15 protein-coding genes are annotated in these 17,159 nt (G+C 64.2%); 6 read left to right on the forward strand and 9 right to left on the reverse strand.

Features of this window, described 5'->3' with window-relative positions; all coding sequences use genetic code 11:
- Positions 1-41: 41 nt before the first annotated feature.
- Positions 42-464 (forward strand): PaaI family thioesterase, encoded by a 423-nt coding sequence (locus tag ACIPUD_RS25025; RefSeq protein WP_018454927.1) that lies wholly within the window; start codon positions 42-44, stop codon positions 462-464.
- A gap of 206 nt (positions 465-670) precedes the next feature.
- Here ACIPUD_RS25025 and ACIPUD_RS25030 read toward each other — a convergent pair whose 3' ends face one another.
- Positions 671-1,948 (reverse strand): flavin-dependent oxidoreductase, encoded by a 1,278-nt coding sequence (locus ACIPUD_RS25030; protein WP_446481745.1) that lies wholly within the window; start codon positions 1,946-1,948, stop codon positions 671-673.
- A 128-nt stretch (positions 1,949-2,076) separates the two neighbouring features.
- On the opposite strand from ACIPUD_RS25030, the gene ACIPUD_RS25035 reads away from it, so the two are divergent.
- The gene (locus ACIPUD_RS25035; RefSeq protein ID WP_026232844.1) at positions 2,077-2,697 is read left to right on the forward strand and encodes a glutathione S-transferase family protein; all 621 of its coding nucleotides are present in this window, start codon (positions 2,077-2,079) and stop codon (positions 2,695-2,697) included.
- Positions 2,698-2,896: 199 nt separating this feature from the next.
- Here the strand turns inward: ACIPUD_RS25035 and ACIPUD_RS25040 are convergent, their stop codons facing one another.
- Entirely contained in the window at positions 2,897-3,817 is a 921-nt protein-coding gene (locus ACIPUD_RS25040; protein ID WP_018454924.1) for a LysR family transcriptional regulator, read from the reverse strand.
- Between the two features lie 90 nt (positions 3,818-3,907).
- On the opposite strand from ACIPUD_RS25040, the gene ACIPUD_RS25045 reads away from it, so the two are divergent.
- Positions 3,908-4,351: a nuclear transport factor 2 family protein gene (locus ACIPUD_RS25045; RefSeq protein ID WP_018454923.1), complete on the forward strand. Its 444-nt coding sequence runs from the start codon at positions 3,908-3,910 to the stop codon at positions 4,349-4,351.
- Positions 4,352-4,691: 340 nt separating this feature from the next.
- Positions 4,692-6,701 (forward strand): methyl-accepting chemotaxis protein, encoded by a 2,010-nt coding sequence (locus tag ACIPUD_RS25050; protein ID WP_446481746.1) that lies wholly within the window; start codon positions 4,692-4,694, stop codon positions 6,699-6,701.
- 59 nt (positions 6,702-6,760) lie between these two features.
- Here the strand turns inward: ACIPUD_RS25050 and ACIPUD_RS25055 are convergent, their stop codons facing one another.
- From ACIPUD_RS25055 to ACIPUD_RS25065, 3 genes are all read right to left on the reverse strand, one after another.
- A complete protein-coding gene (locus ACIPUD_RS25055; protein WP_018454921.1) occupies positions 6,761-7,447 on the reverse strand; it encodes a glutathione S-transferase family protein in 687 nt (228 codons plus the stop codon).
- A gap of 132 nt (positions 7,448-7,579) precedes the next feature.
- Positions 7,580-7,906: a hypothetical protein gene (locus tag ACIPUD_RS25060; protein WP_018454920.1), complete on the reverse strand. Its 327-nt coding sequence runs from the start codon at positions 7,904-7,906 to the stop codon at positions 7,580-7,582.
- A gap of 121 nt (positions 7,907-8,027) precedes the next feature.
- On the reverse strand, positions 8,028-9,158 hold the full coding sequence (locus ACIPUD_RS25065) for a site-specific DNA-methyltransferase (RefSeq protein ID WP_085352624.1): 1,131 nt from the start codon (positions 9,156-9,158) through the stop codon (positions 8,028-8,030).
- Between the two features lie 400 nt (positions 9,159-9,558).
- Here ACIPUD_RS25065 and ypfJ point away from each other — a divergent pair, with 400 nt between their 5' ends.
- Positions 9,559-10,494: a KPN_02809 family neutral zinc metallopeptidase gene (gene ypfJ / locus ACIPUD_RS25070; RefSeq protein ID WP_085352623.1), complete on the forward strand. Its 936-nt coding sequence runs from the start codon at positions 9,559-9,561 to the stop codon at positions 10,492-10,494.
- A 134-nt stretch (positions 10,495-10,628) separates the two neighbouring features.
- The gene (gene moaB / locus ACIPUD_RS25075; RefSeq protein WP_018454917.1) at positions 10,629-11,192 is read left to right on the forward strand and encodes a molybdenum cofactor biosynthesis protein B; all 564 of its coding nucleotides are present in this window, start codon (positions 10,629-10,631) and stop codon (positions 11,190-11,192) included.
- 244 nt (positions 11,193-11,436) lie between these two features.
- On the opposite strand, the gene ACIPUD_RS25080 is transcribed toward moaB, so the two are convergent.
- The 4 genes from ACIPUD_RS25080 to ACIPUD_RS25095 all read right to left on the reverse strand — a co-directional run bounded on the left by ACIPUD_RS25080 (position 11,437) and on the right by ACIPUD_RS25095 (position 16,948).
- Positions 11,437-12,363 (reverse strand): bifunctional helix-turn-helix transcriptional regulator/GNAT family N-acetyltransferase, encoded by a 927-nt coding sequence (locus tag ACIPUD_RS25080; RefSeq protein ID WP_085352622.1) that lies wholly within the window; start codon positions 12,361-12,363, stop codon positions 11,437-11,439.
- Positions 12,364-12,426: 63 nt separating this feature from the next.
- Positions 12,427-13,002, reverse strand: coding sequence for a glycosyl transferase (locus ACIPUD_RS25085; protein ID WP_018454915.1), 576 nt, complete (start codon positions 13,000-13,002; stop codon positions 12,427-12,429).
- Positions 13,003-13,340: 338 nt separating this feature from the next.
- Positions 13,341-14,525 carry an acetate/propionate family kinase gene (locus ACIPUD_RS25090; RefSeq protein WP_018454914.1) on the reverse strand — a complete coding sequence of 395 codons (1,185 nt, stop codon included), beginning with the start codon at positions 14,523-14,525 and terminating at the stop codon, positions 13,341-13,343.
- 8 nt (positions 14,526-14,533) lie between these two features.
- On the reverse strand, positions 14,534-16,948 hold the full coding sequence (locus tag ACIPUD_RS25095) for a phosphoketolase family protein (RefSeq protein WP_446481766.1): 2,415 nt from the start codon (positions 16,946-16,948) through the stop codon (positions 14,534-14,536).
- Positions 16,949-17,159 lie beyond the last annotated feature (211 nt).

Raw genomic sequence — 17,159 nt, forward strand, 5'->3', positions numbered from 1 at the left:
CAGCAGGCCTGCGTTAGCTGTGGTAGGCAACGGAGGCTCGCATGATCAAGACCGCGCTCGACAACTTTCCCAGGCCGCCCTGTGCCGAGCTATTGGGGTGGCGCCTGCTCGATGCCCGACCCAGGGAAGGCTGGATCAAGCTCGCCTTCGACGGCAAGCCGGAGTTCTGCAATCCGGCCGGCTTCATCCAGGGCGGCATGCTCTCGGCCATGCTCGACGACACGATGGGCCCCGCCGTGCTGGTGATGAGCGAGGGCAGGCTCTACACCACCACCATCAGCATGACCGTGAATTTCCTGGCGCCCGCAAAGCCCGGACCGATCATCGGCGAGGCCAAGGTGACGCAGCTCGGCAAGACGATTGCGTTCGTCGAGGCAAAGCTGATGGCAGAGGACGGAACGCTGCTGGCGACGGCGACGGCGAGCGAGCGGCTGCTGGAGGCGGCGAGGGTGGTGGGCAAATAGCTGCCGCGCAGTCTTTTTTCCTTCTCCCCTTGCGGGAGAAGGTGGCGCGAAGCGCCGGATGAGGGGTTTGTCTCGGCGAGTTCAAATGAGAGTTAGACTCGCGGAGACAGACCCCTCACCCGAGTGAGCTTGCGTCTAGCGGCGTCGCTGCCCTCTCCCGCAAGGGGCGAGGGCGCATCAACGTGCGTCTCGCTTCGTGCGAATACTCATTTCGTCGCGCGCGCGTCCTTGCTCACGATCGGCGGCTTCGCATTCAGCGCTTCCACCTGGAAGCCGGCGACGCGCTTGTAATTGGCGGCAACATCCTCGAGCTCCTGTTGCGACAGCACGTCAGTGACGACCTTGTAGCCGTCGGGCGCGCGCTCCTCGACCAGCTGCATCACCTGCTCGGGGCCGTTCTTGCGGTTGAGCAGGACGAGACTGGTGGTTGCAGGCCGCCGCTCGGCCTCATAGGCGAGCAGGGCCGCTTGCGTCGGGCCGTGCGCCAGGATCTCGCGCGTGATGGTGCGCGCATCGAGGATCGCCTGCGAGGCGCCGTTGGATCCGATCGGATACATTGGATGTGCGGCGTCGCCCATCAGCGTGACGCGGCCGAAAGTCCATTGCGATACCGGATCGCGGTCGACCAGCGGATATTCATAGGCGTGCGGGCAGTTCTTGATCAGGCCGGGCACGCCGAGCCAGTCGAACTGCCAGCTCTCGAACCAGGGTAAGAACTCCTCCAGCCGCGCGGTGCGGTTATAGTCCTCGCGCCGCCATTGATAGGTCGGCGGCATGTGGCGCTCGGCAACCCAGTTGATCAGATGGTTGCCCGCGGCGTCCGGTTCCTTCGAGATCGGATAGCAGACGAATTTCAGGATCTCGTGACCGGCCATGATCATGGTGCGGCCGCTGAGGAAGGCTTTTGCGGGCGTGACGCCGCGCCACAGGATGCGGCCGTTCCAGATCGGCGGGCCTTCGTCGGGATAGAGTTTTTCTCGCGCGGCGGAATGGATGCCGTCCGCGGCGATCAGGATCGTGCCGTCGTAAGTCCCCGCGGCCTTGCCGGTGGCCTTGTCGACGAAATCGGCGCGCACGCCGTCGGCGGTTTCGCTCCAGCCGGTCAGATGATGGCTGGTGAGGATGTTGTCGCGGCCGAGGCGCTCGATGGCGGTGTCGAGCAGCAATTGCTGGAGCGTGCCGCGATGGATCGAAAACTGCGGCCATTTATAGCCGGCCTCCAGCCCGCGCGGCTCGCTCCAGATCGGCTTGCCGTGCTTGGAGAAATAGGCAAGCTCGCGGGTGCGCACGCCCCTGGCATCGAGCTTGTCCATCAGCCCGAGCTCGATCAGCTCGCGCACCGCGTGCGGCAGCACGTTGATGCCGACACCGAGCGGCCGCAGTTCGGCGGCGCTCTCGAACACTTTCACGGGAACGCCGACTCCGTGCAGGCTGAGCGCAAGCGTCAGCCCGCCGATGCCGCCACCGGCGATGAGTACGGTCATGGGAAAGCCCCTCCAACTCGGGGCGTCTTGGCACAGCCGGGCGCCGGTGGGCAACTGCGAAGAGAGGTTCGTGCTATGGACCTCGGGGCCCGCAGCCGTTACCTTCCGGCTTTCCCATGAGGTCCGACATGCTCAAGCTCTACTACGCCACCGGCACCTGCGCGCTCGCCACCTACATCACCCTGGAAGAAGCCGGCGCCGACTACGCGGCGGAGCGGCTGAGCTTCAAGGACAACCAGCAGAACAGCGTGGAGTACCTCGCGATCAACCCGAAAGGCCGCGTCCCCGCGCTGGTGACCGATCGCGGCGTTTTGACCGAGACCCCGGCGATGCTCGCCTATCTCGCGCAGACCTTCCCCAAGGCGAAGCTCGCGCCGCTCGACGATCCCTTCGACTTCGCCCAGGTCCAGTCGTTCAACTCCTACCTCTGCTCGACCGTGCACATCAACCATGCCCACAAGATGCGCGGCGCACGCTGGGCGAGCGAAGAGAGCTCGTTCGCCGACATGAAGGCGATGATCCCGAAGACCATGGGCGCCTGCTTCGCCCTGATCGAGCAGAAGATGTACAAGGGGCCGTGGGTGATGGGCGAGCAATACACGATCTGCGATCCTTATCTTTACACCCTGTCGACCTGGCTCGAAGGCGACAGCGTCGACATCAACGCGACGCCCAAGATCGCCGACCATTTCAAGCGCATGTCCGACCGCCCCGCCGTGCGCAAGGTGATGGACGCGCAGAAGGCGTAGGAGCGCGGCAATATATTCCCCTGTCGTGCCGGGCAAGCGTCAGCGCAGACCCGGGACCCATAACCACAGGGAGAAGTTGTGACGCAAGCTGACAATCACGAGTCTTCGCCAAACCACGTCCTGTGGTTATGGGTCCCGGATCGGCGCTCCGCTTCGCTGCGCTTGTCCGGGACGACACCATTTGCTTTGAAGTTGCGTCCTATCCAGCGCGCCCTTTCTTCTCCAAATCCCGTCCCGTCTCCAGCATTAGCCGCCGCAACCAGATCGAGCCCGGATCCATCTGGGCGCGGGTCGGGTAGAACATGAACTGCTCATCGATGCCGGGGTCGAGCGGCGGCGTCACCGTGACGAGGCCGAGCTGCTTGGACAGCGCCGCGATCAACCGGCGCGGCACGAAGGCGACGAGGTCGGTACGGGCGGCGACGTGCAGCGCTTCGAGATAACCCGGGACGACGAGAGCGATATGCCGGTCTATGCCCTTGGTGCCCAGCCAAGTGTCGATGAGGTCCTCCGGCTGGCCGCGGATGATCACGCCGACATGGCGCGCGGCCAGGAACGTCTCGCGCCGCTTCAGCTTCGTGGTCATGGGGTGGCCGCGCCGCACCGCCAGCGCGTCGCTGTCGGTGTAGAGCAACTGGCGGTGAAATCCCTTGAAGGCGTTGCCGATCGAGATCACGAGATCGATGGTGCGGGCGAACTCGGCGTGGAAAATCGCCGGTCCTCGCCACGGCACCACGTCGATGCGGACGTTGGGGGCGGCCTGCGTCACCTTTTCCATCAAGGGCGGCATCAACAGCTCGACCGCGAGGTCCGGCATCATCAGTCGGAATTGCCGCTCGCTGCGCGCCGCATCGAATTCATCCGATACGAACAGCCCGCGCACCTGGTCGAGCGCCTGCGCCAGCGGCGCGCGCAAGGCTTGCGCCCGCGGCGTCAACTCCATCCGCGCGCCTGTGCGTACCAAGAGCGGATCGCCAAGGATGTCGCGCAGACGCTGGAGCGCATGACTCGCCGCCGGCTGCGACAGCCCGATCCGCAATGCGGCGCGGCTGACGCTGGCCTCGCGCAGCAGCGCGTCGAGCGCGGTCAGGAGATTGAGGTCGAGCGAATTCAAATTCATGAGGCGAATAGATATCATATCCACTATCGATTTGAAGAATTTAGCACCGGCGGCGATGATTTCCGTGTTCTCACCAAAGGAGATGCCGCCATGAGCGCGAGCGCCAACAAGAAACTGATGCAGGATATCTTTGCAGCCGCCGCCAGCCCCGATCCGGCTGCGCGCGACCGTGGCTTGTTCACCGAAAGTCTTGCCGACGACGCCAAATGGATCGTGACCGGCCAGTATTCCTGGTCGCGCACCTTTTCGGGCAAACAGGCGATCCTCAACGATCTGCACGGCTATGTGCGGACCCGCCTTGTCGACCGGACGCGGACGGTCGCTCATCGCTTCATCGCCGACGGCGATATCGTCGTCATCGAAGCAAAGGGCGACAATGTCACGCCAGAAGGCGTGCGCTACGACAACGACTATTGTCTCGTGTTTCGTCTCGAGGACGGCAAGATCAAGGAGATCCGGGAATATTGCGACTCGGTGCTGACCGAGAAGGCCCTTGGTCCGTTTCCACAAACGGCCGTGAGGGCCGCGAGCTGAGCGGATCGAGCAGCGTCGCCTCCGTCGACCGGTGCCGTCCGCCGCGGTCGGCGAGGGGCGTGTTGGTCTGGCGCAGGCCGGACCAGCTGCAGCGGCCTGCATGCCGCTGCGGGCTTCTCGCTAAAACCTTGCTCACCTGCCGATAAAATCAGCAGATGTTGTACCATCCGACGGATGCGCGCGCGAAAAATTTGAAGGTTCAATTAACGAGTGTCCCCCATTGTGTCGCGGTGCAGCGTGGGTCGCGAACAACGCGACGCGCGGCTGCCAGAGTGGCCGGTGACGATCGCCGGATTAGGCCGGCCGCTCGAATTGACATGCATCTGGGTGGACAGTGGGAATGCCGAGTTTTCGTTTGCGGATCAGGGGACGCCTGTACGCAGGTTTCATGGCCTTGGTGGCGGTTGGTCTTGTGATGGCGGTGGTCGCCATCTGGAATTTGCGATCCGTCCAGGATCAGGTCGCAAAACTCTCCGCGTTGTCGGACAGCACGGCGCGCGTCCTGGAGATATCGACCCATCTTCAGGCCATCCAGCGGGCCAATCTGCGCTACATTTACGACGCCAACGAGCCTGCGATGCGGGAGGCTGCCGAGCGAGAGGCCGCGGCGACCGGGCTGTTGCAGCTGGGAGCAAAGGGCACCCTCTCGGAGGAGCGGCGGAAGCTCTACGACGATCTGATCGCCGACATCGCCAAAATGAAAAGCCTGCGCGACAGTCTCGGCGACGCCGTCAACGAGGCGCGGACCGGCAAGGCGACGCTGTTGCCGAGTGGCGAAGAGCTGACCGTCAAGATGGCCAAGCTGGTCGATGTGGCCCGTGCCGCCGCCGACGACGACACGGTGTCGCTCGTCGCGGACCTCGAGTCCCGGGTCCTGCTGGTTCGAATCGCGAACTGGCGCTTCCTCGCTCTGCGCGACGCCAACGGGCCCACCGCCTTCAGAACCAATGTCGACAGGGCGGTGCAGCGGCTGGCGGCCGTCGAAAGGAGCCCGCAGGCGGCGGACCTTCGCTCGTCTCTGACGCCTGTGAAGACCGCCCTTGGTATCTATAAATCCGCGTTTGAGACGACCTCTGCCGCGATGCTGCGGTCCGACGAGATCTACCACAAGGATCTCGCACCGCTCATCTCCGCGAGCATCGCCAAGCTCAAGGTCACGGAAACCGCCTTGAAGACCGATTACAAGGATTCGCGCACCGCGGCCGATGCTGTGATCGACGGCACGACCTCGCTGCAGGGGATCGCGGGCGGCCTCGCCGTCCTGTTCGGACTGATCGTCGCCTTCCTGACCGCCCGCAGCATCGTGGGGCCGCTGACCTCGATGACGCGTGCAATGGGGCTGCTTGCCGGCGGCAATCTCGCCGTCGAGATCCCCTCGCGCGGCAAGGTCGACGAGATCGGCGACATGGCCAAGGCGATCGACGTCTTCAAGACAAACATGATCGAGACCGAACGGCTGCGCCATGAGCAGACCGCAACCGAGGCCCGGCAGGCCGAGAGCCGCAAGGCCGACATGGCCCGGCTCGCCAGCCAGTTCGAGCAGGCGGTGGGCGAGATCGTCGATACCGTATCCTCGGCATCGCACGAGCTCGAGGGCTCGGCCGGCACCCTGACCGCGACCGCGAGGCGCGCTCAGGATCTCTCCACCGAAGTGCAATCCGCCTCCCAGGAAGCCTCGGCCAATGTGCAGGCGGTCGCCTCCGCGACCGAGGAGTTGTCCTCCTCGGTGACGGAGATCGCGCGCCAGGTGCAGGAATCGGCGCGCATAGCGGGCGAAGCCGTCGGTCAGGTGAGCAAGACCAACGCGCGCGTCAGCGAGCTCTCCAAGGCTGCAGCCCGCATCGGCGACGTGGTCGAGTTGATCAGCACCATCGCCGGCCAAACCAACCTCCTGGCGCTGAACGCCACCATCGAGGCGGCGCGCGCGGGTGAAGCCGGCCGCGGCTTCGCCGTGGTCGCCTCGGAGGTCAAGGCGCTCGCCGAGCAGACCGCGAGGGCCACCGGTGAGATCGCCCAGCAGGTCTCGGGCATCCAGGCGGCGACGGAGGAGTCGGTCGGCTCGATCAGGGAAATCAGCGGCACCATCGAGCGGCTGTCGGAGATCTCGTCGACGGTCGCCGCCGCCGTGGAGGAGCAGGGTGCGGCGACGCGGGAGATCTCCCGCAACGTCCAGCAGGCGGCCCAAGGCACGCAACTCGTGTCGTCCAACATCGGCGACGTGCAGCGCGGGGCGTCCGAGACCGGCTCGGCGTCTTCGCAGGTGCTCTCGGCGGCACGCTCGCTGTCGGCCGACAGCAACCGCTTGAAGCAGGAAGTCGCCAACTTCCTGAACTCGGCCCACGCCGCCTGAGCCTCAAGAAGCAAAAGGCCACGCGCACGCGCGTGGCCTCGCATTGTGACCTGAGACGATCAGGCGACTTTCGTCGTCATGTGCTTGAACATGTTGCTGCGGGCCTCGTCGTCCATCTCCGCCTTGAAGGTGAACTTGTCCTTCAGCGCGATCGCGCGCGCCGCCGCGGGCCGCGCCGTGACCTCGTCCACCAGCCGCTTGACGTTCGGGTATCGCGCGAAGGCATCGTCGCCGAGCTTGAACGGCACCATCCGCGCCCAACCCCACAGCGCCATGTCGACGATCGAATAGCTGTCGCCGACCATGTAGCGGCGGCCTTTGAGGTGGCCGTCGAGAATCTTGTAATGGCGATCGGTCTCGAACTGATAGCGGTTATGCGCGTAGTCGTGGTTCTGGTCTTTCGGCGCAAAATGCTTGAAGTGCACGGCCTGGCCCGAATACGGCCCGACGCCGGTGGCGACGAACATCAGCCATGACAGCATCTCGCCGCGAACATTGGCGGCCGGCAGGAATTTGCCGGTCTTCTCGGCGAGATACAGCAGGATGGCGTTGGAATCGAACACGATGGTGCCGTTGTCGTCGATCGCCGGCACCTTGCCGTTCGGATTGATCTTCAGGTAGTCCGGCGTGAACTGCTCGCCCGTGCGGGTGTCGATCTTCACCGGCTCGAAGGGCAGGCCGGCCTCTTCGAGATAAAGCGCGACCTTGGTCGGGTTCGGCGAACCGTTGAAATAGAATTTGAGCATCGGGCATCTCCCCTGTGTTTGTTGGCTGAGAGTGGAGTCAGCAACATGTCCGCAAGCGGCCTTGTCTTGCCTGAACCTTATCGGGGAGGGCAACCGGCGAGTTTGCCGGGCGGCGTCTGCGCGTCACGCAGATCAGCCGGCGTAACAAAGGCCGATCGCCGCCGTAATGACCATGGCCGCGCCCACGACCTCCAGGCGCAACCCGAGCCGGGTAGCGATATGCATGTCGGAGGCCCGCGCCGCGCGCTCCGATCCGCGCGCGTAGCCGTGAACGATGACGTCGTGATTGAAGCTGTCGTGGGCCTCGTTGCTGCTGGCGAGCCCGACACAGACCACGAGCACGCCGAACAAGGCGAGGCCGAAAAATCCCAGCAGCGCGATCAGGAACATCGGAAACATGCCGACCAGAAAGATCGGCAGCAGCGGCACCAGCAGCAATGTCTCGGACTGTCGTCGCATGGCTCGACCGATCAAGACGGGGCGTAGGCGGTCAATCTAGTCCCGCCGGCCGCTGTATTCAACCAGTCTCGTCATTCCGGGGCCGCGCCAGGAGGCGCGCTCCGGGACGACGAAAGGAAGGCTACCCCGCCGCCATGCCGGCGCGGATCTCGGCGCGCAGCTCGTCGATCAGCTTAAGACCCTTCTTGGTCTCGATGTGCCAGAAGGTCCAGCCGTTGCAGGCTTGCGCGCCCTGCGCCACTGCGCCCATGCGGTGGATGGAGCCGACCTTGTCGCCGAACATGATGGCGCCGTCGGCACGCACCAGCGCGCCGAGTTTCTTCTTCGCGTCGAACAGCTTGGTGCCGGGCATGATCATGCCACGCTCGATCAGCTCGGAGAACGCCACACGCGGCGCTTCGCGCGCCGTCATGAACGGGGCGAGGCTTGCCTCCGGAAGCGGCTCGATCGCGGCGATGCGCGCTTCGGCCGCTTTCGCATAGGTCTTGTCGCGCTCGAAGCCGATATAGGAGCGGCCGAGGCGCTTTGCGACCGCGCCGGTGGTGCCGGTGCCATTGAAGGGATCGATCACGAGATCGCCGGGTTTGGAGGACGACAGCAGCACGCGCGCCAGCAGGCCTTCCGGTTTCTGCGTCGGGTGCACTTTCTTGCCGTCGGCGCCCTTGAGGCGCTCCTCGCCGGTGCAAAGCGGGATCAGCCAGTCGGACCGTGCCTGCACGTCCTCGTTGGCGGCCTTCAGCGCCTCGTAGTTGAACGTGTAGCCCTTGGCCTTCTCGTCCCGCGCGGCCCAGATCATGGTCTCGTGCGCATTGGTGAAGCGGCGGCCGCGGAAATTCGGCATCGGGTTGGTCTTGCGCCAGACGATGTCGTTCAGCAGCCAGAAGCCGAGGTCCTGCATGATCGCGCCGACGCGGAAGATGTTGTGATAGGAGCCGATCACCCAGATCGTCGCCGACGGCTTCATCGCGCGGCGGGCGGCGAGCAGCCAGGCGCGGGTGAAATCGTCATAGGCGGAGAACGAATCGAACTTGTCCCAGTCGTCGTCGACCGCATCGACATGAGATTCGTCGGGGCGCTTGAGATCGCCCTTAAGCTGGAGATTGTAGGGTGGATCGGCGAACACCAGGTCGACCGAACCAGCCTGAAGCTTCGACATCTCGGCGACGCAATCGCCGAGGACGATGCTGTGCGAAGGAGACTCAAAATTTGTGCGGGGCGCCCTTGCAGACGCCCCGCGACGCGACTCTACCATGACTCAAGAACTCTGACTCAGGCGACGCTGTCGGCGACGCGGGACCAAACAACCGACTGACCGTTACATTGAAGCGGCAAAGTAAAAATCGACTTAACCCGTGGCTTTCGTGAACAGCCCTCACATCGCGCCTTGCACGCGGCTCGCTCCGCGCATTCTCCATGTTTTGCAGTGTATTTCGCGTTTCTTCGCGTTGCGGCTGTGATCGGAGCGCAAAAAGACTCAAAATTCCTCTCGGAAAAAATTGCTCGATGCCCGGAAAAAATTGCTGGCATTGCCATGCTGTCGCACTAGGCAATAATTGCCGAGCGGGATATTGATTAACGCAACGGAAACGTATGTGGCGCGTTGAGCTTTCGCGCTTTCGCGCCGAATTGAGCTAGGACCGAGGGAAGCCGCCATGCGCTACGATGATTTCCGCCGCAGCGACGACATCGAGGATCGTCGCGACGATGGTGGCGGCGGCGGTGGAGGAGGCGGGTTCGGCCTCCCCATGGGCGGCGGCGGGCTTGGGATCGGTACCATCATCGTGCTCGGCCTGGTCGGCTACGCCTTCGGCATCGATCCGCGCATCCTGATCGGCGGCGCCGAGATACTCACCGGCGGCGGCCAGGCGCCGTCCTACCAGACCGATCGCCAATCGTCGTCCAACGCCAAGCGCGGCGCGCCGACCGACGAGATGGGCAGCATGATCTCCGGCATCCTCGGCGAGATCGACGATCGCTGGAGCGAGATCTTCCAGGCCTCCGGCCAGTCCTTTACCGGTCCAAAGGTCGTGCTGTTCCGCAACGTCACCAATGGCGGGCGCTGCGGCCGGGCGGAGTCGGCGATGGGACCGTTCTATTGTCCGCCCGACAGGACCATCTTCCTCGACACCGGTTTCTTCCGAGAGGTCGAGACGCGTTTTCGCGGCTGCTCCGGCAAGTCGGCCTGTAACTTCACCACCGCCTACATCATCGCCCATGAGGCCGGCCATCACATCCAGAACCTGCTCGGCATCATTCCGCGCGTGACGCGGCTGCAGCAGCAGGCCGGCAGCAAGGCGGAGGCCAATGCGCTGCAGGTGAAGGTCGAATTGCAGGCCGACTGCCTGTCCGGTGTCTGGGTCAATCGCGAGGCGAAGAAGCGGCCGAACTTCCTGGAGCCGGGCGACATCGACGCCGCACTCACCACGGCGAGCGCGATCGGCGACGACACGCTGCAGCGCCAGTCCACAGGCCGCGTCGTGCCCGATTCCTTCACCCACGGCTCGGCGGCGCAACGCAAACAATGGTTCATGACCGGCTACCAGCAGGGCACCGTCCAGGCCTGCAACACGTTTGGGGGCGGACAGTAGGGGTTATCCGTCATCCTGAGGTGCTCGCCAATTGGCGAGCCTCGAAGCATGGCGAGCCCGTGGCCCATCCTTCGAGGGCGCAAGAGCGCGCACCTCAGGATGACGTCTGTGGTCTGTGAAGAAGGTGCGTTGCAATGACCTCCATCGACGAAACAAAACAGTTCGTCCCGCTCAACATCGCGGTGCTCACCGTGTCGGACACGCGCGCGCTGGCGGATGATAAATCCGGCCAGACCCTGGCCGACCGTCTCACCGCTGCCGGCCATCATCTCGCCGCGCGCGAGATCGTCACCGATGACGTCGAGGCGATCCGCACCGTCATCCGCCGCTGGATTGCGGACGCAGGTGTCGACGTCGTCATCACCACCGGCGGCACCGGTTTCACCGGGCGCGACGTCACGCCGGAGGCGATCGAGCCCTTGTTCGAGAAGCGCATGGACGGTTTCTCGATCTCATTCCACATGCTGAGCCACGCCAAGATCGGAACGTCGACGATCCAGAGCCGCGCCACGGCCGGCGTCGCGGGCGCAACCTACATCTTCTGCCTCCCAGGTTCGCCCGGTGCCTGCCGCGACGGCTGGGACGGCATCCTCAAAGCCCAGCTCGACTACCGCACCCGCCCCTGCAATTTCGTCGAGATCATGCCACGGCTGGACGAGCATCTGCGCCGGCCGAAGGCCCAGGGCGCGACGGTGTAGTTGGACATTTCTTCTCCGCTCATGTCGGCCGAAGCTTTAGCGAAGGCGGATGCGGGGAAGGTGGCATAGGCCGCCTTCGGCCGCCCGTCCTTAAAGAATGCCGAAGCGAAGCTTGGGTATCTATCGGCACGGAGTGCTCGGAGACATACCCCTCGCCCTAGTGAGTGTGCGTCTGGCAGCATCGCTGCCCTCTCCCACAAGGGGCGAGGGCGCATACATGCGCCTCTCGCTCGTTGCGAGAGTTCTACAGATCCCGCTCCCACGTTTCCCCAATCAGATCCTGCCCGAAGCTGTGATGCGGCTCGCTCTTCACGAGCTTGAAGCCTGCGCTTTGATAGATGCCACGCGCGGCGACCAGGATGCTTTGCGTCCACAGCGTCATCTTGCTGTAGCCCCTCTCGCGCGCACCCTGGATGCATTGGTCGACCAGCGCGCGGCCGACACCGAGTCCCCGCGCTTTCTTTTCCACCTGCAACAGGCGCAGCTTGGCGATCTGGTCCGTGGCCTTGACCAGAAAGATAGAGCCGACCGGCTCTCCGCCCACTTCCGCAATCCAGCAGTGCTCGCGGGCGGCGTCATAGTTCTTGATGAACTGTGCGCAGATCTCGGCGACCAGGGCCTCGTAGCTGATATCCCAGTTGTAGTCGGCCGCATAGGCGGCGGCCTGCCGGGAGATGACCCAGCCCATGTCGCCGACGCGATGGCTGCGCAGCATGAAAGCCGCGGGGTGGCTTCGATGCTCCAGCACGGCCTCGATGGTCGCCATAGCCTGCGTGAGCCGCGTTGCATCGCTGGTCGAAAGCTGAGCCAGCATTGCGGCGACCTCATTTTGCGAGCCCAGGTTCAGCTTGGCAAAGGCCTGGCGCCCCTTGGCGGTGAGGCTGAGCTGGTATTGCCTGCGATCCGCGGGCAGGGCCCTGCGGGTGATCAGGCCCTTTTCGTCGAAGCTTTGCACGATCCGGCTGAGATAGCCGGGGTCGAGGCCAAGCTCGTTGCCGATCTCCTTGGCGGCAAGGTCGTCCCGTTGCGCGAGCTCGTAGAGCACGCGGGCCTCGCTGAGCGAGAACGGGCTCTTGCCAAGGTGCTGGTCGAGCACGCCAAGCTTGCGGGTGTAGAAGCGGTTGAAGGCGCGGACCGCTGCGATGTGGTCGTCGGTAGGATTGAACGACATGGGTCACCTCCGATATTTGCCATTGTCAAATAATTATTTGACCTTGGCAAGTATCGACGTGCCTCAGCCGACCATGACGATCCGGCTGCGCAGCAAGATCCGCGACGAGCGGCCGAGCCGCCGGAGCAGCCGTGCCTCGGAGTGGCGGGCTTGGGGCGGGTAGCCGCCAATGCGGTCGTAGTGATCACGCGCGATCAAAAGTCCCTGATCGCCGAAGGGACCGACGAGCTTGCGCATCAGGGCCCGGAGGATGTGGCGGAAGCCGGCATCGGCGTAGGGCGAGCGCGCATAGCGGAAGACGGCCGCACGATCCCGGCCGCTGGTCGAGACGGACTGGATGAACTGGGTGGTTTCCTCGATCCAGCCGGTTTCCAGCACGGCGCCCGCGGGCAGGAACATCAGCCAGGACGAACGGGCCTGGAGTGCGCCGGCGGCGAGCGCGGCGCCTTGAGTGGATCCTTCGAAGCCGATGAAACGGCAGCCCGCGACGTCGGCAACGCGCTCGATGACGCCATTGCGGGTGCCGTCGACCAGGAGCACTTCCCGGATGACGCCTGCGGCGGCACCGGGTACCAGCGCGGCCAGAGTTGCGACGGCCGTCTGCTCGACGCCTTCGGTCGGAATGATGACGCTCAGCATGATGGAAGCTTCACTGTCCACACTTCGGGAGAAGCGTAGCTCATTATGAGGGCGTCATAAAACATGGCGCTGCCGAGTGCAACTTTCCGGCCGCGCCTCGGCAGACGATGGTAAACCGCTGCAGCCCTCGCATCCAAATATGTCCCGTACGGGGCGGCGATATTGCCGAATGTGTCGCCCCAGCCTGTCCTGTCCGTATTAATCCGGAGGTGAGCCGCAATATTGCGCGGCGCGCCGGCCGTTCGCAATCATGCAAGAGGAGGATGCGATAGCGGACGAGCGCGAGGACGGGAAAACGTGCAACCACGCTGCTGACGAGGGCTTCGAATGAACGCCGGTCAACTCGCTGTTCGCAGCACCGCCGCACAATGTCGTGCAATCATCAGTTCCTCATTCGTTGGAATGACGAAGACATCGACTGCGCTATCGCCATCGTTGATGCGCTCGCGCGCCGCATCATTCGCAGCGGCATCGATGCGCACGCCGAGCCAGTCGAGACGCTCACCGATCGCGCTGCGGATTTCGCTGGCATGCTCGCCGATGCCGCCGGTGAAGACCAGGCAGTCTAGCCCTGCAAGCGTTGTCGCCATCGCCGCCACCTCCTGCGCGGCGCGGAAGGTGAAGAGCTCGACCGCCTCCCGCGCCGCAGCTTCGCGGCTCGCAAGCAGCATGCGCATATCCGACGCGATGCCGGAGACGCCGAGCAGGCCCGATTCGTGGTAGAGCAGGTGCTGGACATCTTCGACCGACATCTTCTCGTGCTGTTGCAGATAGAGCAGCACGCCCGGGTCGAGCCTGCCGCAGCGCGTGCCCATCACCAGCCCGTCGAGCGGCGTCAGTCCCATCGTGGTGTCGATGCTGCGGCCGTCGCGCAAGCCGCACAGGCTCGCGCCGTTGCCGAGATGCGCGATCACAGTGCGCTTCGCCACGAGCTGCGGCGCGATTCGGGCGAGCCGTCCCGCGACATATTCGAACGAGAGGCCATGAAATCCGTAGCGCCGGATGCCGCGCTCTTCATAACGTCGCGGAATGGCGAAGCGGCTGGCGGGCGGCGCAATGCCGTGGTGGAAAGCGGTATCGAAGCAGGCGATCTGCGTCAGGTCGGGCCTGATCGCCGTGATAGTGCGGACCGGAGCCAGGCAGCGCGGCTGGTGCAGGGGCGCCAGCGGCGTCAGCGCTTGCAGCTTTGCGGTGACATCCTCCGTCAGCTCGACCGGAGCGGAATAGTCCGGACCGCCATGGACGACGCGATGGCCGACGGCGCGCAAGCGATGGTCGCCGAAACGATCCTCGATGAAGCCGAGCACGTCGGCGAACAGATGATCGCTGGCCGCATCCGATGCTTCCCTCCGTTTCTCGAACAGGTCTTCGCCCGCGGGACTCTTCACGACGAGCCGCGGCTTCGTCTCGTGCTCGTCAAGCAGGCCCTTGCAGAGCAGGGCGGGCTCGGCCGCCGAGATATCGAACAGGCCGAATTTGATGCTCGACGATCCCGAGTTGAGAACGAGAACCGTGTTCGACATGGCTCCCCTCAGTCGCCTGCCTCTGCCGGCGTGTTGCCGCCGGCGCTGTTCTGCCAGACCCATTCCTGGATTTCCGGCATGTCCTCGCCGTATTCGCGCACATAGCGCGAATGCTCGATCAGCTTGTCGCGGAATTGCTGCTTCACCTGCGCCGCCCTGGTCGCGAGCCCCGGCACGCGCTCGATCGCCTCGATCGCGAGGTGATAGCGGTCGAGCTCGTTGAGCACGACCATGTCGAACGGCGTCGTCGTGGTGCCTTCCTCGGCAAAGCCGCGGACGTGCATGCCGGCGTGGTTGGTGCGGTTATAGGTCAACCGGTGGATCAGATAAGGATAGCCGTGATAGGCGAAGATCACCGGCTTGTCGCGCGTGAACAGGCCGTCGAAGTCGCGGTCGGACAAGCCGTGCGGGTGCTGCTCCCTGGGTTGCAGCGTCATGAGGTCGACGACGTTGACGACGCGGATCTTCAGCTCGGGCAGCGCCTTGCGCAGCAGGTCGACGGCAGCGAGCGTTTCCAGTGTCGGCACGTCGCCGGCGCAGGCCATCACGACATCGGGCTCGCCATTCGCATCTTCCGTGCCGGCCCAGCTCCAGATGCCGATGCCGGCGGCGCAATGCGTGGCTGCCTCCTGCATCGACAGCCATTGCGGCGCCGGCTGCTTGCCAGCGACGATGACGTTGATGCGGTCATAGGTGCGCAGGCAGTGATCGGCGATCCACAGCAGCGTGTTGGCATCCGGCGGGAAGTAGATGCGGACGATGTCGGCCTTCTTGTTGGCGACGAGATCGACGAAACCGGGATCCTGATGGCTGAAGCCGTTGTGGTCCTGACGCCAGACATGCGAGGTGAGCAGATAGTTGAGCGAGGCGATCGGTCGCCGCCACGGCAGATGCCGGGTCACCTTCAGCCATTTGGCGTGCTGGTTGAACATGGAATCCACGATGTGGATGAACGCCTCGTAGCAGGAGAAGAAGCCGTGCCGGCCCGTGAGCAGGTAACCCTCTAACCAGCCCTGGCAGAGATGCTCGCTCAGGACTTCCATCACGCGTCCGTCCTGGGCGAGATGCACGTCGTAAGGTTTTGTCGGCTCCATCCAGACGCGTTCGGTGGCCTCGAACACCGCATCGAGCCGGTTCGACGCAGTCTCGTCCGGGCCCATGATGCGGAAGTTGCGGGCATCGGCGTTGAGGCGGATGACGTCGCGCAGGAATTTCCCGAGCTCGCGGGTTGCCTCCGCCACGACGCCGCCCGGCTGCGCTACTTCGACGGCGAAACTGCGGAAGTCCGGCAGCTTCAGCTCCTTCTTCAGAAGGCCGCCATTGGCGTGCGGATTGGCGCCCATGCGGCGATTGGCTTCGGGCGCGAGCGCCTGGAGCTCGGCAATGAGCGCGCCGTTCGCGTCGAACAGCTTTTCCGGCTCGTAGCTGCGCATCCAGTCTTCGAGAATCTTCAGATGCGCCGGGTTCTCGCGACAGTTCGCGACGGGCACCTGATGCGCCCGCCAAAAGCCCTCCACCTTCTTGCCGTCGACTTCCTTGGGGCCGGTCCAGCCCTTCGGGCTGCGCAGCACGATCATCGGCCAGCGCGGGCGTTCGACGCTCTTGCGGCCGTCGCGGGCGTGCTGCTGGATCGACCGGATGCTGACGAGCGCGACGTCGAGCGCGTCTGCCATGGCCCGGTGCATCAATTTGGGATCGTCGCCCTCGACGAACAGCGGCTCGTGGCCGAGCCCGCGGAAGAGATCGCGGATCTCGTCGTCGCGCATCCGGCCGAGCACGGTCGGATTGGCAATCTTGTAACCGTTGAGATGCAGGATCGGCAGCACCGCGCCGTCATGCGCAGGATTGAGGAATTTGTTGGAGTGCCAGGACGCGGCGAGCGGGCCGGTCTCGGCCTCGCCGTCACCGACGACACAGGCGACGATCAGGTCGGGATTGTCGAAGGCCGCGCCATAGGCATGCACCAGCGCGTAACCGAGCTCACCGCCTTCGTGGATCGAGCCCGGCGTTTCCGGCGCCGCGTGACTCGGGATGCCGCCGGGGAAGGAGAATTGCCTGAACAGCTTGCGCAACCCCTCGGTATCGCGCGCGATATCGGGATAGAGCTCGCTGTAGCTGCCTTCGAGATAGGTGTTGGCGACCATGCCGGGGCCGCCGTGCCCGGGACCGCAGACATAGATCACGTTCAGGTCCAGCGCGCGGATGACGCGGTTGAGATGGGCATAAATGAAGTTCAAACCGGGCGTCGTGCCCCAATGGCCGAGCAAACGCGGCTTGATGTGCTCGGGCCGTAAGGGCTCGCGCAGCAGCGGATTGTCGAGGAGATAGATTTGCCCAACGGAGAGATAGTTCGCGGCGCGCCAATAGCGGTCGAGCAGATCGAGGTTGCTGCTCGCTGCGGCCAATTGTTGTTGATTTGTCATGTTCTTGCCGACCTTCACCCAACGATCGTCATCAACCATGTTCCGCGACGATCGATCCCTCCCGTGATCAAACGGAATCGTGGTCACGCTGGTGTTGCGTGAAGTCAAAAACCCCCGCCCGAAATTTGGGCAGCTCGACTGTGCATGGGGTTGTTTTCACGTTTTTTGTTTGTGTTCTTGATTTGTTCCTTTGACATGCTATCTTGGCTTC

The sequence above is a fragment of the Bradyrhizobium sp. CAR08 genome (assembly GCF_052871955.1).